The following is a 22,945-nucleotide window of genomic DNA, read 5'->3' as shown; positions in this document are numbered from 1 at the left end:
CACATCGCGCACGCACTGCGTGCTGGCCAAGCGCGCGCCGGCCCTGGGGTGGATGCTGTTAATTCGTCGTTGCCTGGAACCGGCGGCACAGCATCTGCGCACTCCCTGCGCCTACACTGCGATGGTCCAGGGAGCGACGGGGTAGGAATGACAGCAGTGGCCGATTCCAGCATCCACACCATCGATACCGGTTTTGGTGGTGTGCAGTTCGATGCGGCGTATCTGATCGTGGAGGCGCATCGCGCGGCGTTCGTCGATTGCGGGACCTCGCACTCGGTGCCGCACCTGCTGGCGGCCCTGCAGGCAGCGGAGCTGACGCCGGCGCAGGTGGAGTGGTTGATCCTGACCCATGTGCATCTGGATCACGCCGGCGGCGCCGGTGCATTGCTGCAGTATCTGCCCAATGCCCGCGTGCTGGTGCATCCGCGCGGCGCGCCGCACCTGGTCGACCCCACGCGGCTGATTGCCGGCGCCACCGCGGTGTATGGCCAGGCCGAGATGGCGCGCAGTTATGGCGCGATCGTGCCGGTGCCGGCCGAGCGCGTGGTGGAAGCGGCCGATGGCCACTGCGTGCAGTTGGGCGAGCGCGCGCTGTTGACACGCGACACGCCCGGACATGCGCGCCACCATCTGTGCGTGTGGGATGCGCGTAGCCGCAGCTGGTTCACCGGCGACACCTTCGGGCTGTCGTATCGCCAGCTCGACAGCGCGCAGGGCGCCTTCATTCTGCCGACCTCCTCGCCGGTGCAGTTCGAACCGGAGGCGATGCTGCAGTCGATCGCACGGTTGATGGATACCGAGCCGCAGGCGATGTATCTCACCCACTACGGGCGGGTCGAATCGCCTGCACCGTTGGCGCAGGCGCTGGTGCAGCAGATTCATGCGATGACCGAGATTGCAGTGGGCTGTGCCTCGCGTGCAGACCGCCACCGTTGCCTGGTGGCCGCACTGACGGAGCTGTATCTGGAGCGCGCACGGCAGCACGGCTGCCTGCTGGACGATGCGGGCGTGGAGCAGTTGCTGGGTACCGATATCGAACTCAACGCGCAGGGGCTTGCGTGCTGGCTGGACCGCGCCGCACGCTGAGCCGACGACCTCGGCGCTGATGGTCTTGCGTGTGCGGGGAGCCGGCCAGCGCTGCCGATGACGCGCCTGGGATCTGTGTCGATTGCGGCGCTGGCCGCATTGCGCGATGTGCTGCAAGCCGCGTCGCACCGGTGGCCGATGCCTGATCGCTGCCGCCGATCATGCCACCGTGGAGCCGTGATGCCTGGTAGCTTCAGCGCGCACGCGCAGTGGTCAGCGTCTGCGCACGCCGGGTTTGCAGCGCCGCCGCGTGCGGAAGCGAACCGATGGCCGCGGTGTCGCGCTCCCGATCGGGCCGCGCGCTTGTAAACTGTCTGTCATCCGTCCGTTGCAAGGCCTCACCGTGAATCCGATGCGCATCCTGCTGTTGTCCGCGTGCCTGTTTGTGGGAGGTGTGGCACAGGCCGCCAACGATCTGCCCGGTGGCGGCATCGATGCCGAAGCGTTGTCGCGGCATGTGCGCCTGCTGGCATCGGACGACTTCGAGGGCCGCGCGCCGGCCAGTGCCGGCGAGCAGCGCACCGTCGATTATCTGGTCGAGCAATTCAAGGCGGCCGGGCTGCAACCGGGCGGCGAGCAGGGCAGCTGGACCCAGGCAGTGCCGCTGGTGCGCGCGCAGGTCGATGGCCCGGTGCGCGCGCGCCTGCGCGTGGGCGGCAAGACGCAGACGCTGGTCAACGGCACCGATGTGACCTTGCAGAGCCTGCGTCCGCAGGCCGCAGTGGCGCTGAAGGATGCGCCGCTGGTGTTCGTGGGCTACGGCATCAGCGCGCCGGAGCGGCAGTGGGACGACTACAAGGGCGTGGATCTACGCGGCAAGATTGCGGTGGTGCTGATCAACGATGCCGACTTCGAGAGCGCGCAGCCGGGTGCGTTCGATGGCAAGGCGGTGACCTACTACGGCCGTTGGACCTACAAGTACGAAGAAGCCGCGCGGCGCGGTGCGGCCGGGGTGCTGATCGTGCACGAAACTGCGCCGGCCGCGTACGGCTGGGCCACGGTGCAGAGTTCGGGCCTGTCGCCGCTGTTCGATATCGAACGCAGCGACGCCGATGCAAAGGCGCAGCACGTGCCGGTGCGTGGCTGGATGCAGCGCACGCTGGCGCAGACGCTGTTCAAACAGGCAGGGCTGGATTTCGAACAGGCCAAGGCACGCGCGCAGCAGCGCGATTTTGCGCCCGTCGCGCTGGGCGATGCCACGCTGTCGGTGGATTTCAAGCTCAAGCGCGAACGGGTGGTCACCCATAACGTGGTGGCCAAGCTCACCGGCAGCCAGCACCCGGACGAGACGGTGATCTTTTCTGCGCATTGGGATGCGTTCGGGATCGGCAAGGCCGATGCCTCCGGCGATACGGTGCGCCGTGGCGCGGTGGACAACGCCACTGGCGTTGCCAGCGTGCTGGAACTGGCGCGCGTGTTCGCCGCCGGCCCCAAGCCGCAGCGCACGCTGTATTTCATTGCATTGACCGCAGAGGAAAAGGGCCTGCTCGGTGCCAACTACTACGCGGCGCATCCGCTGGCGCCATTGGACAAGACCGTGGCGGTGCTCAACATGGAGATGTTCAGCCCCGATGGCCCCACCCGCGACATCGCCTCATGGGGGCGTGGACGGGTGTCGCTGGAAGGCGACCTGGAGACGGCCGCCAAGGCACGTGGCCGCACGTATTCGCCGGACCCGAATCTGGAGGCGGGCTTCTTCTACCGCGCCGACCATTTCGCGTTCGCGCGCATGGGCGTGCCGGCGATCACCGCCGGCCCCGGCCTGGACATGCTCGAAGGCGGCGTTGCCAAGGGCAAGGCGCTGCGTGACAAATACTTCGCCGATTGCTACCACCAGCCCTGCGACCGATGGACGCCGCAGTGGGATGCCAGCGGGCATGCCGCCGATACCACCCTGGTCTATGACGTGGGCGTGGCACTGGCCAACGGCCGCCAGTGGCCGAGCTGGCAGGATGGCTCGGAGTTCAAGGCGATCCGCGCGCGCAGCGATGCGGCGCGCAGGTAAGGGCCGCTAGAAAACGGCTGCGCAGCCAGCAGACGGCCGCGGCGGTTGCCTGGAATCGGACTGCGCCACGCAAACGCTCCGGCTCCGAGCGTGCTGTCCGCACTCCACACTTGCCGCACGCCGGCTGGTGCGCCGCTGCAGAGCGTGACGCCTCGGTGTCCGCCGCGTTTCGCTAGCGCGGCTTTCATGCCTGCCTTGCGCTGGTGCCGCTGCTGAGGGCATCGGCGCAGCATGGCCTCATGCAGCGCTTTTCAGGCGACTTTCCTGCAAGCGTTCTACTTGCGGCACGGATAGCGTTTGGCCAGCGCCTGGACGATCAGGCCAGGTGCGGGCTCATCCAGGCGCGCATCGGGCAATGCGCTGAGATCGGCCAGCACCACTTGCAGATCCGGCGGGCCGGCCTTGCCTGCAGGCATGCACCACTGCGTGCGGTAACTGGCGCCGGCCACGCCCAGCAGGTAGGCGCCGGCACGGCTGGCCGACACCATGACCTTGAGTTCGGGCTGCCCGGGTGCGTCGATCTCCGGTGCCAGCGAGCCGTCCAGCCCGGCATCGATCAGCGCATGGCCGGTGAGCTCCCAGGGCTCGGGTGCGCGTGCGGCGGCTGCGGTGGTGGAGAACAAGGCAAGCGCGACCAGGGCCGACCAGAGAGTGCGATGTGGCATGGGCAGTCCATCGTGATGAGCGTCGAGCGCACCATACCGCGTGCGCTGCGCACGGTCTGTGCGGTGTCGGCGCGTGCAGGTGATCTAGAATTGAAGCTTCCGCTGCAGTTGGCAGGTCCGATGTCTTCCTCTCACGACGCTGCCGCACCCGCGCGCAGCGGGCTGGTCGTTCTCGCGTTGTTGCTGGTGTATGTGGTCTGGGGCTCGACCTATCTGGCGATCCGCTTCGCGCTGGAAGGCGGTGCGCAGCCGTTGACGATGGTGTCCGGCGCGCGCTTCATCATCGCCGGCAGCGTGCTCTACGGCGTGCTGCGCTGGCGCGGCGTGGCGGCGCCCACGCGCGCGCAATGGAAGAACGTGGCCTTGATGGGCGCGGCGCTGTTGCTGTTGGGCAACGGCATGGTGGTGCTGGCCGAGCGCAGCGTGTCCTCCGGCCTGGCCGCCACTGCAGTGGCCTCGGTGCCGTTGTGGATGGCCTTGTTCGGCGCCCTGCGCGGGCAGCATGCCAGCGGCGGCGAATGGTTGGGCATCGTGATCGGATTCCTGGGCGTGGTGTGGCTCAACGCCGGCAGCAGCCTGACCGCAACGCCGGGCGGGCTGGTGTTGCTGCTGATCGCGCCGATCGGCTGGGCATTCGGCTCGGTGTGGTCGCGGGGCCGCGACCTGCCATCGCCGTTCATGACCGCCGCCGGGCAGATGCTGTGCGGCGGCGTGTTGCTGGTGAGCACCGGCCTGTTGATCGGCGAGCGCCCGCAGGCCTGGCCCACCCCGCAGGGGCTGATGGCAGTGGCGTACCTGTGCGTGTTCGGCTCGATCGTGGCATTCACCGCCTATGTCTGGCTGCTGCATCACGTGCGCCCGGCACTGGCCGGCAGCTATGCCTACGTCAATCCGGTGATTGCAGTGGCATTGGGCGCGTGGCTGGGGCACGAGCGTTTCACCGCCCACGACATCGGCGCGATGGCGGTGATCCTGGCCGGCGTGCTGGTGGTCACCCTGGCCAAGGCGCGCCGATGAGCGCGGCCGTGCCGGTGTCGGCGGTGGAGGCGCGGCGCGGTCTGTTGATGACTGCCGCGAGCTTCGTGATCTGGGGCCTGGTGCCACTGTATTGGCACCTGCTCAAGGTGGTGCCGTCGCTGCAGATCATTGCGCACCGCATCGTGTGGAGCGCAGTGCTGGTCGCTGCGTGGCTGGTGGCGACCTCGGGGCTGCATTGGTGGCGCACGATTGCTGCGCAGCCGCGCGCGTTATGGATGCTGGCCGCCAGCAGCGTGGCGATTGCCTTCAATTGGGGCCTGTATATCTGGGCCATCAATGCCGGGCATGTGATCGAAGCCAGCCTGGGCTACTTCATCAATCCATTGCTGAGCGTGTTGCTGGGCGTGCTGGTGCTGAAAGAACGCCTGCGTGGCATCCAGTGGCTGGCGGTGGCGTGCGCTGCCGCAGGCGTGCTGTGGCTGACCATCGATGCCGGTGCACCGCCGTGGATTGCGCTGGGGCTGGCGATCTCGTTCGGCCTCTACGGGTTGCTGCGCAAGCTGGTGTCGGTGGACCCGGTGGCCGGGCTGGGTGTGGAGAGCGTGTACCTGTTCGTGCCGGCACTGCTGCTTGCCGCATGGGGCGAGCAGGGCCACGGCGGTGCGTTCTTCAGCGGCTGGGACCTGCGAACCGACCTGCTGCTGATCTTCGGTGGCGTGGTGACGGCGGTCCCGCTGATCGGGTTTGCGTACGGCGTGCGGCGGATCCCGCTGTCGCTGGTGGGCATCCTGCAATACATCGGGCCGAGCCTGCAGCTGTTGCTGGGCGTGTGGTTCTTCCATGAGCCGTTCGACCAGGGGCGTGCGATCGGGTTTGCGGCGATCTGGCTGGGCTTGCTGCTATTCGTCGGCGACAGCGTGGTGCGTTCGCGGCAGCCGGTGGTCACGCGCTGAGCAAGCGCCGCACTGCAGGCAGTGCGTGTGGCCTTGATCAGCGCGACGGCCTCGCATCGGCGCGCCGCGCTGGCCGCGATCAACTGCGCGGCATTGCCAATGGGCTGGTCACTGCCAGCGTGGAAGCGGGCAGCGCCGGCGGTGCAGGGCAATGGCCGGGGTCGCGTTGCACCTGCGCCAGCCAGTGATCGATCGGCCCGCCGAGCAGGTCCAGCCGTAGCGGCAGGCTCAGATGGTTTTCGCCGGGAAGCTCGACGTAATGCGCACGCGCACTGGCCAACGCCAATGTGCGGCCATGCGCCACCGGAATGTGCTGATCGGCATCGCCATGCAACAGCAGCACGCAGCTGCGCGTGTCGGCCAGGGCGTGCGCGACATCGACATGGTCCAGGTCCAGCTTGAGTTGCGTATCGGCGGCGGCGATCACCGCGTCGATATTCTGGTCGGCATACCGCCAGCGCGCATAGGCAGCCACCGCCTGCCCGCGCCACCCGTGCGGCTGGCTGGCGAGCAGATGCGGCACCATGTCGCGGATGCCGCGGCCGGCATTGGCGAACGATTCCATCGCCACCACGCCGGCCACGCGCGGGCCGAGCTTGTCGGCCGTGAACAGTGCGGTGGCCGCGCCATAGGAAATGCCGAACAGATACAGCGGCCCGGCAATTTCGCCGCGCGGTTGCAGGGCGTCGAGCACATCGATCACGTCATCGGATTCGCGCGTGCCGTAACCGGACGGCCCGCCGCCGGAATGGCCGTGGTTGCGCAGGTCGATGGTGACCACCCGGTAGCCGGTCTGGGCCAGCTGCAGCGACCAGGGCAGCAGCGAATCGCCATCCATCATCCAGCCATGCAGCAGCACCACGGTGCCACGCGGCGCCGGCGGCGGCGTGGTGGGCACGGTGAAGCCGAAGTCCACGTCCAGCGCATGCGCCGGGTCGGTGCGCTGCCCCAGGTAGCGGTACTGCATGGCGTACTGGCCGGGATCGATCGCCCGCCAGAAGATCGGTACCTGATCGCGGGTCACCACATGGCCGCTGCGGTTGGGTACCGTGGCGATGGTGGCGGCGATGCGTTCTTCATCCAGCAACGGCGATACACCACCGGGCGCGACCAGGCGCTCGCTGAGCGAGGTGGAGGACGAGGAACAGCCGGCCAGCCACAGGCAGGCGCAGGCCAGCAGAATCAGGCGCGTCATGATGAAGATCGATGGATGCAACGGCCGGGCAGGCTACGGCCTGCCGGCCCGCGCATCTACCGCACTGCGGTGACAAAACCATGACAGCCTGCAATACATTCAGCTGCAGCGACGCGCTTGCTCTGCTTTGGCTGTCACCATTCCCCACTCCCGATTCCCCATTCCCGGGCGGGCCAACGGCCCGCCTACACCTCACGCAATGCCGTGGTGATCGGCAACCGCGCCGCGCGCAGTGCCGGGAACAGCCCACCCACCAGCCCGATGCCCAGCGCCCATTTCAGCCCGCTCCACAGCAGCTCCGGCGAGACCTTGAACTGGAACACCACCTGGCTGAAGTTGTTGCCCAGCGTGGAGACGGTATAGCCGTTGAACACCGCCCAGGCGATCAGCCCGCCCAGCAGCCCGCCCAGCAGTGCCAGCAGCATGGTCTCCAGCATCAGCGCCATGATCACCGGCGTGCCGCGAAAGCCGATGGCGCGCATGGTGGCGATCTCGCGCGCACGCGTGGCCACCGCCGCATACATCGTGTTGAGCGCGCCAAACACCGCGCCCACCGCCATGATCGCGCCGATCACCGTGCCCAGGATGCTGATCAACCTGTTCAAGCCGCCGCCCTGTTTGCCGTAGTAGGCGCGGGTGGTTTCCACATCCAGCTTGAGCCGCGGGTCGGCGGCCATTGCCGTCTTGAACTGCTCGAAGCCGGCCTTGCCGCTGGTGCGCGCGGTGATCGACTGGTACGCACGGCGGTTGTAGGTGGTGGCCAGCGTCTGCGCATCGGTCCACAGCTCCGAATCGTGCGCATCGCCGGAGGCGAAGACACCGACCACCGTCCATTGCTGGCTGCCCAGGGTGAGCGTCTTGCCCAGCTCCAGCCCGCGGAACTGATTCAATGCGCCCTTGCCGACCACGATCTCGCGCAGGCCGGTGTTGAAGCGGCGGCCCTGCACGATCCTGACCTTGGGGTGCACCGCCCAGGCCTGTTCGCCCACCCCGCGCAGCTGCGCGTTGACGTCGGTGCCATCGGAGCGGGAGGCGACGTTGACCACCTGCGACAACTCCGGCGAAACCATCGGGCGCCCGTTGGCATCGGTGGCGATGCCCGGCAGGCTGCCGATCAGCGGCACCAGGTCGCGGGTGATCACCGAGTTGGTCTCGGCCTGCGAGCCGCCGCGCAGGACAATGGCGGTGGTGTCGTCGCCGGTGCTGTTGAGCGTGGCCTGGAAGCCCTGGCCCATCGCCAGCATTGCCACCAGTACACCGACCACGCCGGCAATGCCGACCACGATCACCGAGGTGGAACCCCAGCGTTGCGGCAGGCTGGCGATGCCGATGCGTGCAGCGGCCAGCGACAGGCGGCCACTGCGGGTGGCGACCAGCCACACCGCCAGCAGTACCGCGACCGGCGCCAGCCAGATCCACGGCAGCGCGATCCACAGCCCCAGGCCGAGCGCCAGCAGCACCACGGACACCACAGTGACGCCACGATCTTTCCATTTGCGTTGCATGTGCATGCTCCTGTCAGCGGCCGGCGAGGGCATCGACGATCTTCAAGCGCTGCGCGCGTAACGCCGGCAGCACACCCACCACCAGGCCGATGCCGACCATCAGGGCCAAGCCAACCAGCCAGGTCTGCAGCGGTACGCTTTGCGTGGGCATCAGCCCGCCGCTGCGCGCGGACACCGCCGGAATCACCAGTGCCGCCAGGCCCATGCCGATCAGCCCGCCCAGGCCAATCAACAACACCGACTCGATCATCACCAGGCTCAGCACCGTGCGGTCCTGGAAGCCCAGCGTCTTGAGCGTGGCCAGCTCCGGGATGCGCTCGCGCACTGCCTGGGCCATGGTGTTGCCGGTGAGCAGCAGCAAGGTGAAGAACACCGCGGCCATGATCGAGGTGACGATCAGGCCGATATCGGCGAACTGCTTGACGAAGGCCTGCTGAAACGCCGATTCGGTTTGCGACTTGGTTTCGTGATCGGAGTTGGCCGACAACGCATCGATGGCCTGCGCCACGCGCGAGGCCTGGTCGGGGTTGCTCAAGGTCACCGTCAGCCAGCTCACCTGGTTCTTGATGTAGTCGTTGGATTCGTCGAAGTATTTCCAGTTCATCATCAACTGGCGTTCCTGATTGGCCGCCACGGTGCGGTCCTTCATGCGAAAGATGCCGACCAGCTGCAGCGGCCAGTCGTTGCTGCCGCTACGCGGAAAGATGGTGGCCTGCAACGGGATGGTGTCGCCGATCTTCCAGCCATGTTCCTTGGCCAGGGCTTCGCCGACCACCGCGCCGGTGCGTGTGGTCTGGAATGCCTTGAGCTGGTCCTTGGGCAACGCGTATTCGCTATAGACGTCGAAGAAGTTGGGCGCCACCGAAAAATTGGGGAAGAAATTCTTCGGGTCGCGGTAGATGCCGCCAAACCACATCGCCGAGGTCACATCGCGCACGCCAGGCACGCTGCGCACCTGCGCTTCCAGGCGGATCGGCAGCGATTGGGTGATGGACAGGCGCGAGGCCACCACCAACCGGTTGACCCCGCTGACGCTGCCGCCGGAGGTAAACGCCACCCGTACCGAATCGAGCATGCCGAACAGCAGGAAGGCCGCCACCACCGACAACAACGTCAGCAAGGTGCGCGTCTTGCTGCGGAACAACTGCGCCCACACCAATGACAGATACTTCATGGCAGCGTTCCTTCAGAGTACGAGCGGCGCATCGGCCAGCTCGCCCTTGTCCAGATGGATGGTGTGGGTGGCGTATTCGGCGGCCTTGGGGTCATGGGTGACCATGACGATGGTCTTGCCATGTTCGCGATTGAGTTCCTGCAACAAACGCAGGATCTCTTCGGCGTTGTGGCGGTCCAGGTCGCCGGTGGGCTCGTCGCAGATCAGGAAGGTCGGGTCGGACACGATGGCGCGTGCAATGGCCACGCGTTGCTGCTGGCCGCCGGACAATTCGCTGGGCTTGTGGTTGCGACGCTCCTGCAGGCCGACCAGGGTCAATGCGATCTCGGCATTGCGCTTGCGTTGCGCCGCATTGAGCGAGGTGAGCAGCAATGGCAGCTCCACGTTCTTTTGCGCGGTGAGCATCGGCATCAGGTTGTAGAACTGGAACACGAACCCGACGTGGTGGCTGCGCCAGGTGGCGAGCTGGCCGCCGCTCATGCGGTCGATGCGCTCGCCTTCGATCTCGATCTCGCCGCCGCTGGGGGTATCCAGTCCGCCGATCAGGTTGAGCAAGGTGGTCTTGCCCGAGCCAGACGGACCCATCAATGCCACGAAATCGCCGCTGGCAATTTCCAGATCGATGCCGTGCAGCACCTGCACCTGCTCGGGGCCGCGTTGGTAGGTCTTGGTGATGTTGCGCAAGCTGACGAGAGCGGTCATGGCGACTCCTGGTGACGCAATGGATGAGAGAGCGGTACGGCACGGCGACGGCGACGGCGAGTGCATGCGGGCGGTGCGGAGGCACGCGCCGCAGCGACGACGGTGAAGCGATCAAGCAATGGCGTGTTGCAGCGTGTGACGGGTAGCCAGATGCACCAACCCGCTGTGCAACCGTCGCGCGGAACCTCCGTGGTCCATCGCGGCGGCGTCGCGCTCAACAGCGCGCAGCGACTCCTTCAGACAGCGGTTTGAAATGCACTGACGACAATGTTTCGTTTCCGCTTGGAACAGCCGATGCAGCGCGTAGCGATGACATGCCTGCCACGCAAGCGCGCGACCCGACACCGCAGCGCACTGCACCGCCTTGGCCATCACTGCGCAGCGTCCGCCTCGGCCTCGGCCACGGTGTCGCCATCCTTCAGCGCCTGTGGCGGATTCACCACCACGCTGTCGCCGGCAGCCAGTCCCGACAGCACCTGGCGGTCTTCGCCCATGCGCATGCCGGTCGTGACGGCGCGCTCGCTGACGGTATTGCGCTCGCCCACCACGAAGGCCACGGTGCGCGTGCCGCGTTCGACCAACGCCGCAGCGGGCACGCGCACGCCTTGCGGCTTGGCCGCCTCCTGTGGCTTGGCCTGCTCCAGAAAGCTCACCCGCACGCCCATCTCCGGCACGATGCGCGCATCCTTGACCTTGAGCGCCACCCGCACCTTCACCGTGGCCTTGCCACGGTCGGCCGTGGGGATGATGGCGATCACCTCACCGGGGATCTTCCACTCCGGATACGCGTTGAGCACCGCCTCCACCGGCATCTTCGGCTGCACGCGGCCGATGTAGGACTCGCCGACCTCCACTTCGATTTCCAGCGATTCCATGTCCACGATGGTGCCGATGCCGGTGCGGGTGAAACCGCCACCGGCCGAGAGCGGCGACACGATCTCGCCCGGCTGCGCGGCCTTGGCGGTGACCACGCCGGCGAAGGGAGCGCGCACCACATTGAAGTCCGAGCGGATGCCGGCAATGGCCAGCTGATCGGAGGCCACCTGCACGTTGCGTTGCGCGTTCTGCAACTGTGCACGCAGTGCGTCGCGCTGCGCGGTGGCCTGTTCGTACTGCGAGCGCGATACCAGCTGCGCGCCGACCAGCGATTGCAGTCGCGTGGCATCGGCATTGGCCACGGCCAGCTGCGCCTGCATGTTGTCGACCTGGCTGCGCGCGGCCGACAGCTGCGAGGCCGACAGCGTACGCTGCGCGTCGGCGTCCAGCGGGTCCAGCGTGGCCATCACCTGGCCCTGTTCCACCCGCATGCCTTCTTCGATCATTACCTCGCGCACCTTGCCGGTCACCTGCGCCGACACCGTGGCCATGCGCCGCGCCACCACGTAGCCGGAGGCATCCAGCACCGAGGCGCTGCTGCTGCCTGCGCTGATCGCCACCACTGGTGCGGTCTGCACCTTGGCCACCGGAGTGCGGGTGAACCACCACGCGGCAGCGGCCAGCGCGATGACGATGACGATGGCGGCGATGATCCAGCCGGTGCGGCGCGCCGGTGGCGGCGTGGCAGGACGCTGGCGGTCGATGCGGAGTTGTTTGAGCAGATCGGCGGAGGTGTTCATCGAGAACCAGGACAGAAGGCTGCGCAGAATGTGACTGCCTGCAAGGCGCGCCGCAAGCTGCCGGAAGTCACCACCTGCAAGGCGGCGACAAACGGTAGGACCTGCCGGGCTGCTGCAATTGCGCTGCAGCATGCAATCTGGCGACGGCACTCACCAGTGACAGCTGTCACCTGCACGCCATGACAGGTGCGACTGGGCGGCCTACCTGCAGGCGCGCACGCTTGCCTATCGATCAAGCCGGTACCTGCGTATGTGCCATCCTCACCGCATGTGCTGCCCAGGTGCGGCGCATCACGACGGTCATTGCACTTGGTGGCAATGCTTGAGGTTGCTGATCCATTCCGCAATGCATTGCGGCACGCCCAGGCGAGCGCGGCAATGGCAGAATCCACTCACTTCTCCGGATCCATCCCGATGCCTCTGACGCTCCCGGCCTGGCTGCGGCCGGCTCCAGATTCGCAAGTGGCCGCGCGCCTGGCGCAGGGCCAGTCGCCATGGATGGACTGCGTGCACCTGCTGTGGTCGGCCTGGGTGTTCGTGGTGCCGGTGTTCTCCTCGCGCGGTTACGATGCGACCTGGCTGTTGTGCACGGCGCTGTCGTATCCATTGTTTCTGCTGCTGTACGCGCGCATGTTGCTGGCACCGCGCGGCACGCTGTACCGCTATGCATGGGCGATGGGCATGCTCAGTGCGGCGCTGCTGCCGGTGTACGCCTCGGGCATCAGCTACTTCGTGTTTGCCTGCCTGAGCCTGCGCCCGTCCACGCGACATGCGCTGTGGCGGCATTTCGCCATCCTGGTGCTGATGAACGCGTTGTACCTGGGCTGGGCGCATTGGCTCGGGTTGAGCTGGCAGTCGCTGGTGTGGTTGCCGGTGTCGGTGCTGGGCATGGCTGCGGTCAGTGCGGTGTACAGCATCAATGAACGCAAGGACGCATTGCTGCGCCTGTCGCAGGACGAAGTGCGCCGGCTGGCGGCCACCGCCGAGCGCGAACGCATCGGCCGCGATCTGCACGACCTGCTGGGTCACACCCTGTCGCTTGTCGCGCTCAAGTCCGATCTGGCCGCGCGCCTGATCGAACGCGACCCGCAGGCCGCACGCAACGAAATCGACGCCGTGGCGCAGATCTCGCGTGACGCGCTGACGCAGGTGCGCCGTGCTGTTACCGGCATCCGCGCCGCCGGGCTGGTGGCCGAGCTGGCCTCGGCAAAGGTGCTGCTGGACATGGACGGCATCGTGCTGGAACACATGCTGGACGCGTTGCCTCTGCCACCCGAACATGAAACCGCGTTGGCGCTGGTGGTGCGCGAGGCGGCCACCAATGTGCAACGCCACGCCCAGGCCAGGCGGGTCCGGGTCAGCCTGCGCGCGCAGGACGGCCGGGCGGTGCTGGAGATCACCGATGATGGGCGCGGCGGGGTGATCGTGCCCGGCAATGGCCTGGATGGCATGCGTGCGCGCCTGCAGGCCCTGGGTGGCGCGTTGGACGTGGATGCGCTGCCACGCGGCATGCGCCTGCGCGCCAGCGTGCCGTTGCCGCACCCCATGCCGGATGCGGCGCACCCACCGTTGCCGCTGCCCTTGGTGCCGCAACCGCGCTGAGCGCTCACCGGCCCGACCGCTGCACGTCGCCGGCCCGCGCTGTTATCGTGCGCAACCGTTGCACAGAGGCGAGCGCGAGCGATGATCCGGGTGTTGTTGGCCGAAGACCAGGCCCTGCTGCGCGGCGCACTGGTGGCCCTGCTCGGGCTGGAGGATGACATCGAGGTGGTTGGCAGTGCGGGCGATGGCGAAACCGCCTGGCGCGAGCTGCAACGTCTGCAGCCGGACGTGCTGATCACCGATATCGAAATGCCCGGGCTCAGCGGCCTGGAACTGGCCCAGCGCATCCAGCGCCAGGCGCTGCCGGTGCGGGTCATGATCGTCACCACCTTTGCGCGTCCCGGGTTCTTGCGGCGCGCGCTGGATGCCGGCGTGTCGGGTTATCTGCTCAAGGACGCGCCGGCCGAACAACTGGTCAGTGCCGTGCGCCAGGTGCAGCGCGGCGGGCGGGTGATCGACCCGCAGCTGGCCATCGATGCCTGGGTGGAAGCGGACCCCCTGAGCGAGCGCGAGCGCACCGTGCTGCGCCTGGCCGGCGAAGGCCGCTCGGCCAGCGAGATCGCGCAGCAGCTGCAGCTCTCGCATGGCACCGTGCGCAACTACCTGTCCGAATGCATCGGCAAACTGGGCGTGGCCAATCGCATCGAAGCGTACCGGTTGGCGCGGCAGAAGGGCTGGTTGTAACGCCGTCAGTCGATGCCTGGCGTATGCGGTCAGCTGGAGTTCGCGATAGGTGAGACTGCATGCGCTTGAGCAGCGCTTGAGCAGCGCTTGAGCAGCGCTTGATCGACGCGATCGCGCGACGAAGGCATGGCATCACTCGCATGCCCCACCCATCCGCAGCTATTCCAAACGCGTGCGAAGGCATGCGATTTGCACGCAGGTACACTGCGCAGCATTGGAAAACACGGCGAGCAATGCATGAAATCTCTGTGGCTGTCGGGCCTGCTGTTGATGTGCGCTTTCAACGCATCGGCCGAGCAATTCAAGATACTGGTGGCAGCCATTCCTAACCAGTATCACCACGACTATATCCCTGTGGCCAAGCCGCAATTCGAGGCGATGGCGCGCAAGCATTATGTCGAGATGGTGTGGGCATGGAATGCCAAGGCGTTCGAAGGCGATCTGTCGCAATACGCGGCCATCGTGTTGCTCAATACGCCGGCGACCGATCTGGACCCGGCGCAGCGGGCCAACTTTCAAAACTACGTGCGCAATGGCGGTGGCGTGGTCGCCGTGCACAAGGCCTTTGCGATCAAGCGCGGTGACTGGGAATGGTACGACCACATGATTGGCCGCTCGTTCCGCACCCATCCATACATGCAAACGGCGATGGTGGATGTCGTCGATGCCAATTTCCCGGCCACAGCCGGCCTGCCCAGACGCTGGGTGTGGAGCGATGAGTGGTACGAATACGATCCACCGTACAGCGATGACCTGGTCACGCTGCTCACCGTCGACGAAAGCAGCTACGACCCCACCCTGATCTGGCCGGGCCAGGTCGCCAGGGGCATGGGCAAACAGCATCCAGTGGCGTGGTATCACCACTTCGAAGGCGGCCGCGTCTTCGCCACTGCGCTGGGTCATCTGGCCGAAGCCTATAACGATCCGCGCTATCTGGATCACCTGTACGGTGGCATCTATTGGGCGGCGACTGGCAAGGGCATCGACGCATCTGCGCCAGCGGCCAAAACAAAACGCCAGCGTTAAGCACTAGCCCTTCTCGCGGCGGGAGAGGGGTCGGGGTGAGGGTACGGGGCGCAGCCACATGGAAGGGAGCATTGCGAGGCTTCGCCCGTCCCCTCATCCGCCCCTGCGGGGCACTTTCTCCCATAAAGAAGGGCAATGTCCCGGCGGGAGAAGGGACAAGCTCCCCTCCTATTGAAAAGGGTGCGTGGTGGAGGGTGCATCCGCGCAGCGAAATCACTCTGCACAACACGTTATCCACCCCAGCTCCACCCCATCAACGCGCCGACCGCTCCCCACGTGCCATGCTGGAAAACACGCCGTCCCGGCGCACCCAGGCATGAAACAGCGCTGCGCTCAGATGCCCCAGCACGGTGGCGAACAACAGATACGCCAGCCAGCCATGTGCGCTGCGCAGCCAGGCATACAGCGCCGGATCATGCGGTGCGATCGCCGGCAGGTTCGCGCCCGGCCACAGTACGATCGGATAACCGCCGGCCGACAGCATCGCCCAGCCGATCAGCGGCATGCCCAGCATCAACGCGTACAACAGCCAATGCGAGGCGATCGCCGCGGCCTTCTGCCAGGCAGGCAAATCCGCAGGCAATGCCGGCGGGCGATGGCGAAGACGATTGATCAGGCGCAGCACCGCCAGGACCAGAATCGCGATACCCAGTGGACGATGCAGATCGATCAACCACGGCCGTTGCGTCACCGAGGCGACCATGCCGACGCCGACGAACAGCATGGTCAGGATCATCGCGGCCATCAGCCAATGCAGCACGCGCGCGGGAAGATTGAAATGCGTCGGACGGCTCATTGACGTGCTCCCTGGCCGGTGGCGGCGCTGCCTGTGCCGTTGGCGATTTCGCGCTCGCGGCGATTGAACGACTGCGAATACACCGACGAGCGCGCTGCCAGGATCGGGTCCTTGGACGCAGCAAGGCCCTTGGGCAGGATCAGTGGGTCGTAATTCAGATCGCGGCAGGGGCCAGTGGCCTGCGGCTGCGCATGATCGATCGACAGCGTTCCGGCCACGATCTGCTTGCGGCTGGCCGGCCATGGCTGCGATGGGTCGTCCACCGCATCGCCGGGTTCGGCGATGGTCAGCACCATGTCCCAACGCAACGGCCCCTGCGCCAGCCGCGTGTCCAGATCGGTGGCGAGAAAATCGCCATCGGCCTGCTTGCGTTGCTCGGCGCTCAATTCCTTGAACGGCGTATGCGGGCGCATCGACCAGCGGATGTAGCGTTCGCGTCCATCGGCGGCAATCGCACGGAAGGCGTTAACGCCGTTGTACTGCGTGTTGGCCCAGCTGTCCGACCATGGCGCGGTCTTGGCCCACTGCTGGAACTTGGCCGCTTCCGGATACTGCTTGCCGAACGCCGCCAGTTTTTCCGGGTCCGGCTTGCCGGTGGCCGGGTCAGGCCGGGAGGCGACATTGAGCGCCTGGAAGCCGGCCGGCGTGGCCACCACGAAGAACGGAAAGCTGTTCATCGCCGTACGCCATTCCTGCCCGTCGTCGCTGCGCAACAGCAGCGCCATGCTGCGTACGCGCGCGGCACCGTCGGCGCCGTGCGGGTCGCCGCCGCCGATGGACATGCGCCCCAGCACCGGCGTACTGGCCTGGCTGAAGATGCGTGCCGACGACACCCAGGTGGCCTTGCCGCTGGACTGGAACTGCCCGCTCACGCACACGCCCTTGGTATGCGCGCGGCGAAAGCCCGGATGCGGCGGCCCGCTGGATTCGATGGTGTCGGTCATGCGCGCGGCGGTGAGCCGGTCGCCGCCGATCCAGCCTGCCGTCCAGGCGAATGCAAGCGCAACGCCGCCGGCAATGGCGGCAATGCCCAGCAGCGGCAGCACAGGGCTGCGCGCGCGCGCGGGCGAGGGAGGTGGCAACGTCATGGCTGGCTCCGGTGGTCGATGCGGTGAGTGGTCGATGCAGTGAGACGCCGTGCAAGACGGGTTATTCCGCGATTGCGAAAATACGTGCTGCACGCGCACGAATCGTGGGAATAGTCCACGCTCCAGTGCGTCTACTGTGTGATGCCACTACCAAACCTGCCAATGGATGCTCTGGACGATGACCAACTACGTGCCGTGCTGCCGGCGCTGCGCCGCTTCGCGCGGTCGCTGAGCGGCGAGGCCGCCAGCGCCGACGACCTGGTGCAGGCCACGCTGGAACGTGCCCTGCGGCGTTGGCGCACCCGGCATACCGCCGAGGCTGTGCAACCCTGGTTGTTCGCCATCCTGTACCGGCAGTTTCTGGATGGGCAGCGCCGTGCCGCGCGCTGGCAGCGGGTGGTGGGCCTGTTCGCGCCACAACAGCCCAGCCAGTCCGCCTCTGCCGAACAGGTGCACGACGGCCGTGCCATGTTGGCCAGTCTGGCGTTGTTGCCAGCCGAACAACGCGCCTTGCTGCTGCTGGTCAGCGTGGAAGGCTTCAGTTACCGCGAGGTGGCCGACACCCTCGGCATCCCGATCGGCACGGTGATGTCGCGCCTGTCGCGTGCGCGCGAACGCTTGCGCGCAGTGAACGAGGGCCACGTGAGCCATACACCTGCATTGAGGATCCTCAAATGACCACCACACCGCCCGACGAGCATGCCTTGCACGCCTACGTCGATGGCCGCCTGGCCCCGGAGCAACACGCAGCGGTTGCGGCGTGGCTGCAGGCACACCCTGCGCAGGCCGCGCGCGTGGCAGGCTGGAAACGCGATGCCGAAGCGCTGCGTGCCGCGCATGCTGGCCTGCCGCCAGAGCCGGGCACGGGTGCGCTGACGCCTGCGACGATCCGCCGTGGCCTGCAGCAACGCCGCCGGGCGGTGTTTGCCACGGCCGCCAGTTGCGTGTTGGCACTCGGCCTGGGCACCGGGCTGGGCTGGCAGCTGCACGAGAGCCGGATGACCAGCCAGCGGATTCCGATGGCCGATGCCGTGGCCGCGTACCGGCTGTTCGCCGAGACCGGCGCGCAGCAGGGCGTTGCGCTGGAGGTGCAGCGCCGTACCGAGCTGGAGCCCTGGTTGCGCGCGCATTTCGGCAATGCCGGTGTCGTGCCGGATCTGCGTGCGCAGGGCTATACGCTGCGCGGCGGGCAATTACTTTCCACGCCGGAGGGCGCGGCCGCCATGCTGATCTACGGCGATGCCGACGGCGCGCGCATCGGCCTGTATCTGCGTCCACGCAGCGGCCCGATGCCGACCGGCGAACGTCGCGATGGTGGTCTGTTGGCGCAGTACTGGGCCGAAGGCGACACCGCGTTTGCGCTGGTCGGCCCGGCGACGCAGACACGCCTGCGCACGATCGCGCCGTTGCTGCGTCCCCAGGGATGACCAGCGCAGCTGCAGGCGGCTGGCACCCACCCGCCGGCGCGTGGTGTGACTGGCCGCGCTTACCCGGCGTAACGCTGCTGCAGCATCGCAAAGGCCGAGCGCAGGGCCAGCGCTTCGCCACCGGCCGGGCGGCCGGCGCGGTCGCTGTCGTTCCAGGCGTACACGTCCAGATGTGCCCAGCGTTGGCCTGGGGCCACGAAGCGTTCCAGATACAGCGCGGCGGTGACGGCGCCGGCCATGCGCGAGCCGGCGTTGGCCATGTCCGCCACGTGGCTGTTGAGATAGCGCAGGTACGGGCGCCACAGCGGCATGCGCCAGACCGGGTCGCGGGTCTGTTCGCCAGCGCTGATCCAGGCCTGTGCCAGCGCATCGTCGTTGGCGAACAGGGCCGGCAGATCCGGGCCCAGCGCGATGCGCGCGGCCCCGGTGAGCGTGGCGAAATCCAGGATCAGGTCCGGCTTCTGTTCGGTGGCATAACTCAAGGCATCGCACAGCACCAGCCGGCCTTCGGCATCGGTGTTGTCCACTTCCACGCTGACACCGGCACGGGTGGTGATGACCTCGCCGGGGCGGAAGGCTTCCGGGCCGACCGCGTTTTCCACCGCGGCAATCAGCAGGGTCAGCCGCACCGGCAACCGCTGCGCCATCACCAGCCCGGCCAGCGCCAGCGCATGTGCGGCGCCGCCCATGTCCTTTTTCATGTTGCGCATGCCATCGGCGGGCTTGAGATCCAGCCCGCCGGTGTCGAAGCACACGCCCTTGCCGACCAGTACCAGATGCGGGTGCGCCACATCGCCCCACTGCAGCTGGATCAGCCGCGGCGCACGGTGCGAGGCGCGTCCCACCGCGTGGATGGTGGGGAAGTTCTGCGCCAGCAGCGCGTCGCCCACGATCGCATCGACCTGCGCGCCATGCGCCTGCGCCACCGCACGGGTGGCCTCTTCCAGATGCTGCGGTCCCATGTCTTCGGTGGGCGTGTTGACCCAGTCGCGTACCTGCACGCAGGCCTCGATCAAGGCGCGTGTCTGCGCCGACGGTGTGGCCGCCAGTTCGGCCGGTGCGCGTGGCACCTTGCGGTACCGCGCGAAGCGGTAGGCGCCCAATCCCCAACCCAGGTGCAGCAACGCCTGTTCGGCATCGCTCAAGGCGTTGGCCAGCGTCCAGCGGCTGGCAGGCGGCAATGCCATCGGCGCGTGGGCATAGGCATACGCGTCGGCGCGGTCGCCGATGCCGACGATGGCACCGGCCAGCCCGTGGTCGCCGGGCAGCAACAGCACGCTACCGGGCGCGGCATCGAATCGCTGCGCCTGTGCCCACGACAACACGCGCGTGGGCTGCTCGGCGCACCAGCGTGCAAAGCCCTCGCGGTCGAGCACATACAGCGGCAGGGCCGCGGCGTTGGAATCGGTGAAACCGGTGAGGTGCGACATGGAAATCCTCGAATGCGGCGCCATGCGCCGAGCAGAGTGGGCTCAGGCGGGAATGCTGATGCCGGCGCGCGTGGGGCTGGGATGCGGCTGCTGCGCATCCAGCCAATCGGCCAGCCCGGTCATGCTGTCGAATTCCAGATCCGGCTGCTGGGTGGGGTGCGACCACACTGCGCCTTCGCGATTGATCCAGCACGCGCGCAGGCCCGCATCCAGCGCGCCCAGCACGTCCATGCGCACGTGGTCGCCCACATGCAGCACCTGTGCCGGCGGCAGTTCCAGGCGTGCGCATGCGGCGTGGAAGATGCTGGCGTCGGGCTTGGCACTGCCGTGTTCGTGCGAGCCCAGCTGAAACGCGAAGTGATGCATCAGCCCGATGCGTTGCAGATCGGCATTGCCGTTGCTGAGCGCGGCCACCGGCACATGCGCGGCAATGCGCGCCAGCGCGTCGAGCGCATCCGGATAGCATTCCACCTGATTACGCGCGGCGTAAAACACCTCATAGGCCGGCTCTACCAACGCCAGGTCGCCACCGCTTTCGCGCAACGCCATTTCCAGCGTCAAGCGCCGCAACGCGCTGAGGTCGTGGTGCAGGTGCGGGTTGTCGGCAAAGCTGCGCTCGCGCAGCTCCCGCATCGCTTCCACCGGAAACCGCTCGGCAGTGACCGGGCTGTGTTCACGCATCCAGTCGTACAGCACCTGATCGATGCGCGCCCCGATCGGCGCGAAAGGCCACAACGTGTCGTCGAGGTCGAGAGTGATGGCGCTGATGTGGAAGCTCATCGCGAGATTTTACGGTCTTGTATTGGGAATGGGGAATCGGGAGTGGCGAATAGGTAGAGCAACGCCACTGCTCTTGCGATTCCCGATTCCCGGCTATTCCAACAGCCTGGCCCAGCGCTGCATCCCCTCTACCCGGCTCAGCACCATCTTGATGCAGACCAGTAGCGGCACCGCCAGCAGCAGGCCGACCATGCCCCACAGCCAGCCGAACAGCATCAGCGCCAGGATCAGCATCAGCGGCGAGATCGCCATGCGGCGTCCCAGCACGATGGGGGTGACCACCTGGCCTTCGATGGTGTGCAGCGCCAGGTACAGGATTGCCGGCAGCAGCGAGGACACCGTGGTGCGGAATTCCACAAAGCCCATCAGCAGCATCAGCATCACGCCGATCAATGGGCCCACATAGGGCGCGAAATTCAGCAGTGCCACCACCGTGCCCCACAGGATGGCTTCGGGCAGCGGGATCTGCAGCACATACAAGATGCCGGCAAATATCAACCCGACCAGCGTGTTGATCACGCTGATGGTGAGCACGTAACGCGAGACTTCGCGTTCGATGTCCAGCATGATTTCGGTGGTGAAACGTTGCTGCTGGCGGTTCGGTAGCAAGGCGATCGCATGCCGCTGCAGGCTCTCGCCATACACCATGAAGAAGAACGTCAGCAGCACCACGGCCAGCACCGACGCGGCCAGTTTGGGCGTGCGCACCAGCGCCTTGTAGGGGTCGTCCATCTGCGTGCGCACGATCTGCACGCCGCGCTGGCCTTCGCCACCGGCCGCGCGTGCAAAATTTTCCGCGGCCTGGTTGGCCTGCATCACCGGCTTGGTGAGGTCGCGCACATCGCGCGCAATCTGGCGCATCTGCCGCGGTGCCTGCTGCGCCCATTCGGCAGCCGGGCCGGCCAGCTGTGCCGCCAGGGCCACGGTGCCGGCCAAGCCCAGGCACAACACCAGCAAGGCACCGACAAACCGCGGGATGTACAGCTTGCGCAACCCGCGCAGGATGGGGTTGCCGATGAGGGCGAAGAACGCGGCCAACATGACCGGCAGGATGATCGTCTGCGCTGCCCACAGCGTATAGCCGACAGCGAGCGTGGCCAGCACCACCAGCGAGGCGGGTGCGCGCGGACGCGGGGCCGGTGGTGGCGGGAGCGAATCTGCCGCGACGGCAGCATCCAGCGGATCGAGAGGAAGAGACATGCGTGCCCTGGCAGCAGACTGGCGTGCCGCCAGCGGTGCGCCATTATCGGCACAACGCGTCAACGGCGCGCACAGGGTCTGTGCGCGCGGTGTCATTACAAACTGGTTGATGCAGCGGGCTCAGCCGCAAGTGCAGCAACGCGTGCGGCGTGTGCCCGCACGCTGGGTCAGGCGGCGTGGTCGGCCGGCACCTGCACCACCGTGACCGGCGGGTCGGCTGCCACTTCTTCGGCATTGTCGGCAGCGCGTTCGGCCTGTTCGGAGGCTTCCTGTGCGCGATGCGCAGTGAACAACGCGGAGATGGTGCTGATCATCTGCAGAATCTTGGGGATGCCACCAAGCTTGCTGGCAATGCTGCCCAGCGCAGCCTGCGGTTCATTGCGACCGGTCACAAAGCCCAGCCCGAAACCGACTGCCAGGATGCGCACCGGCGACCAGCCGGCGCGCCAGGTCTGGCGCAACTGAGCCCAATGCGAGCGCGTTTCCTGCGCCCGCCCTTCCACCAGGAATTCAGCGCGTTCGACGCGCTGACGCAAGGCGCCAAACTTCATGAGCGTGCTCCATTGGCGGCTGTGGCCGTGTCGTCGTCACTGGAGTCATCGAAGATGCCCAGCTTGATCAACTGCCGCCGCGTGGCATTCATGCCGGTGTGATCGAAGTAGAAGAACACCCGCCACGCCGCAATGCCGGTGACCAGCAAACTGGCCAACGCGGTGAAGAACATCGCCTGAAACCACGACAACCCGGCGCGTTGCAGCAACGCAATAATGGCGCCCGCCAGCAACAGCCAGGACGAGGCGCCAAAAACGACCGCGACACAGGCCCATGCCAGGCCACGCCCGAACGCACTGCGTGCCAGTTGCAGATCGGCCGACACCAGCCGGCGTAACGCGCGGCTGGTGTCCTTGGCCGAGCCCAACGTCGCACGGCCGGCGGCACCGACCGCGCGTACGCTTTCGTCCAGTCCTGGCGTTTCCGGGCGCGCGTCTGGCGCGCCGGAGCCGGCAGCTGTAGAGGCCTGATCGCTCACGGC

Annotated in this window: 21 protein-coding genes and 1 pseudogene; 9 read left to right on the top strand and 13 right to left on the bottom strand. The window is 67.0% G+C overall.

The window, feature by feature from the left end:
• Positions 1-138: 138 nt before the first annotated feature.
• A pseudogene (locus tag RZV17_RS18655) lies at positions 139-1,086 on the top strand (MBL fold metallo-hydrolase); the annotation flags it as partial.
• 352 nt (positions 1,087-1,438) lie between these two features.
• A complete protein-coding gene (locus RZV17_RS18650; RefSeq protein WP_228335047.1) occupies positions 1,439-3,091 on the top strand; it encodes a M28 family metallopeptidase in 1,653 nt (550 codons plus the stop codon).
• A gap of 275 nt (positions 3,092-3,366) precedes the next feature.
• On the opposite strand, the gene RZV17_RS18645 is transcribed toward RZV17_RS18650, so the two are convergent.
• The gene (locus RZV17_RS18645) at positions 3,367-3,756 is read right to left on the bottom strand and encodes a Rap1a/Tai family immunity protein (RefSeq protein WP_355605608.1); all 390 of its coding nucleotides are present in this window, start codon (positions 3,754-3,756) and stop codon (positions 3,367-3,369) included.
• Between the two features lie 120 nt (positions 3,757-3,876).
• On the opposite strand from RZV17_RS18645, the gene yedA reads away from it, so the two are divergent.
• Complete coding sequence (yedA, locus tag RZV17_RS18640) at positions 3,877-4,773, top strand: drug/metabolite exporter YedA (RefSeq protein ID WP_039404637.1); 897 nt, start codon at positions 3,877-3,879, stop codon at positions 4,771-4,773.
• A complete protein-coding gene (gene rarD, locus RZV17_RS18635; RefSeq protein ID WP_355605605.1) occupies positions 4,770-5,687 on the top strand; it encodes an EamA family transporter RarD in 918 nt (305 codons plus the stop codon). The genes yedA and rarD overlap by 4 nt, the downstream gene beginning before the upstream one ends.
• A 79-nt stretch (positions 5,688-5,766) precedes the next feature.
• Here rarD and RZV17_RS18630 read toward each other — a convergent pair whose 3' ends face one another.
• The 5 genes from RZV17_RS18630 to RZV17_RS18610 form a co-directional block, all read right to left on the bottom strand.
• On the bottom strand, positions 5,767-6,882 hold the full coding sequence (locus RZV17_RS18630; protein ID WP_355605602.1) for an alpha/beta fold hydrolase: 1,116 nt from the start codon (positions 6,880-6,882) through the stop codon (positions 5,767-5,769).
• Positions 6,883-7,067: 185 nt separating this feature from the next.
• Entirely contained in the window at positions 7,068-8,393 is a 1,326-nt protein-coding gene (locus tag RZV17_RS18625; RefSeq protein WP_162183169.1) for an ABC transporter permease, read from the bottom strand.
• 7 nt (positions 8,394-8,400) lie between these two features.
• Positions 8,401-9,561: an ABC transporter permease gene (locus RZV17_RS18620; protein WP_047692823.1), complete on the bottom strand. Its 1,161-nt coding sequence runs from the start codon at positions 9,559-9,561 to the stop codon at positions 8,401-8,403.
• Between the two features lie 12 nt (positions 9,562-9,573).
• On the bottom strand, positions 9,574-10,263 hold the full coding sequence (locus RZV17_RS18615; RefSeq protein ID WP_039404566.1) for an ABC transporter ATP-binding protein: 690 nt from the start codon (positions 10,261-10,263) through the stop codon (positions 9,574-9,576).
• A 371-nt stretch (positions 10,264-10,634) separates the two neighbouring features.
• Complete coding sequence (locus RZV17_RS18610; protein ID WP_355605598.1) at positions 10,635-11,879, bottom strand: efflux RND transporter periplasmic adaptor subunit; 1,245 nt, start codon at positions 11,877-11,879, stop codon at positions 10,635-10,637.
• 414 nt (positions 11,880-12,293) lie between these two features.
• On the opposite strand from RZV17_RS18610, the gene RZV17_RS18605 reads away from it, so the two are divergent.
• The 3 genes from RZV17_RS18605 (at position 12,294) to RZV17_RS18595 (ending at position 15,191) form a co-directional block, all read left to right on the top strand.
• On the top strand, positions 12,294-13,481 hold the full coding sequence (locus tag RZV17_RS18605; RefSeq protein WP_355605595.1) for a sensor histidine kinase: 1,188 nt from the start codon (positions 12,294-12,296) through the stop codon (positions 13,479-13,481).
• Positions 13,482-13,562: 81 nt separating this feature from the next.
• Positions 13,563-14,165 (top strand): response regulator transcription factor, encoded by a 603-nt coding sequence (locus RZV17_RS18600; protein ID WP_047692816.1) that lies wholly within the window; start codon positions 13,563-13,565, stop codon positions 14,163-14,165.
• Between the two features lie 237 nt (positions 14,166-14,402).
• Positions 14,403-15,191, top strand: coding sequence for a ThuA domain-containing protein (locus RZV17_RS18595; protein WP_184557967.1), 789 nt, complete (start codon positions 14,403-14,405; stop codon positions 15,189-15,191).
• 253 nt (positions 15,192-15,444) lie between these two features.
• On the opposite strand, the gene RZV17_RS18590 is transcribed toward RZV17_RS18595, so the two are convergent.
• Both RZV17_RS18590 and RZV17_RS18585 read right to left on the bottom strand, forming a co-directional pair.
• Positions 15,445-15,987: a cytochrome b gene (locus RZV17_RS18590; protein WP_166752606.1), complete on the bottom strand. Its 543-nt coding sequence runs from the start codon at positions 15,985-15,987 to the stop codon at positions 15,445-15,447.
• Positions 15,984-17,075, bottom strand: coding sequence for a catalase family peroxidase (locus tag RZV17_RS18585; protein ID WP_355605590.1), 1,092 nt, complete (start codon positions 17,073-17,075; stop codon positions 15,984-15,986). The genes RZV17_RS18590 and RZV17_RS18585 overlap by 4 nt, the downstream gene beginning before the upstream one ends.
• A 162-nt stretch (positions 17,076-17,237) precedes the next feature.
• Here RZV17_RS18585 and RZV17_RS18580 point away from each other — a divergent pair, with 162 nt between their 5' ends.
• A complete protein-coding gene (locus RZV17_RS18580; RefSeq protein WP_179456574.1) occupies positions 17,238-17,753 on the top strand; it encodes an RNA polymerase sigma factor in 516 nt (171 codons plus the stop codon).
• The gene (locus tag RZV17_RS18575) at positions 17,750-18,502 is read left to right on the top strand and encodes an anti-sigma factor (RefSeq protein WP_355605586.1); all 753 of its coding nucleotides are present in this window, start codon (positions 17,750-17,752) and stop codon (positions 18,500-18,502) included. The genes RZV17_RS18580 and RZV17_RS18575 overlap by 4 nt, the downstream gene beginning before the upstream one ends.
• A 59-nt stretch (positions 18,503-18,561) precedes the next feature.
• Here RZV17_RS18575 and RZV17_RS18570 read toward each other — a convergent pair whose 3' ends face one another.
• The 5 genes from RZV17_RS18570 to RZV17_RS18550 all read right to left on the bottom strand — a co-directional run bounded on the left by RZV17_RS18570 (position 18,562) and on the right by RZV17_RS18550 (position 22,942).
• Positions 18,562-19,932, bottom strand: coding sequence for a leucyl aminopeptidase family protein (locus RZV17_RS18570; protein WP_355605583.1), 1,371 nt, complete (start codon positions 19,930-19,932; stop codon positions 18,562-18,564).
• A gap of 42 nt (positions 19,933-19,974) precedes the next feature.
• A complete protein-coding gene (locus RZV17_RS18565; RefSeq protein WP_355605580.1) occupies positions 19,975-20,712 on the bottom strand; it encodes an HAD family hydrolase in 738 nt (245 codons plus the stop codon).
• Between the two features lie 93 nt (positions 20,713-20,805).
• Entirely contained in the window at positions 20,806-21,912 is a 1,107-nt protein-coding gene (locus RZV17_RS18560; RefSeq protein WP_047692935.1) for an AI-2E family transporter, read from the bottom strand.
• 167 nt (positions 21,913-22,079) lie between these two features.
• A complete protein-coding gene (locus tag RZV17_RS18555; RefSeq protein WP_047692800.1) occupies positions 22,080-22,463 on the bottom strand; it encodes a hypothetical protein in 384 nt (127 codons plus the stop codon).
• Positions 22,460-22,942, bottom strand: coding sequence for a hypothetical protein (locus RZV17_RS18550; protein ID WP_039404543.1), 483 nt, complete (start codon positions 22,940-22,942; stop codon positions 22,460-22,462). Before RZV17_RS18550 ends, RZV17_RS18555 begins: the two co-directional genes overlap by 4 nt.
• Between the last annotated feature and the right edge of the window lie 3 nt (positions 22,943-22,945).

The sequence above is a fragment of the Xanthomonas cannabis genome (genome assembly GCF_040616535.1).
Lineage (GTDB): Bacteria > Pseudomonadota > Gammaproteobacteria > Xanthomonadales > Xanthomonadaceae > Xanthomonas > Xanthomonas cannabis.
Note: the sequence above shows the minus strand (reverse complement) of the source record. Positions and strands in the feature narration are given on the sequence as shown.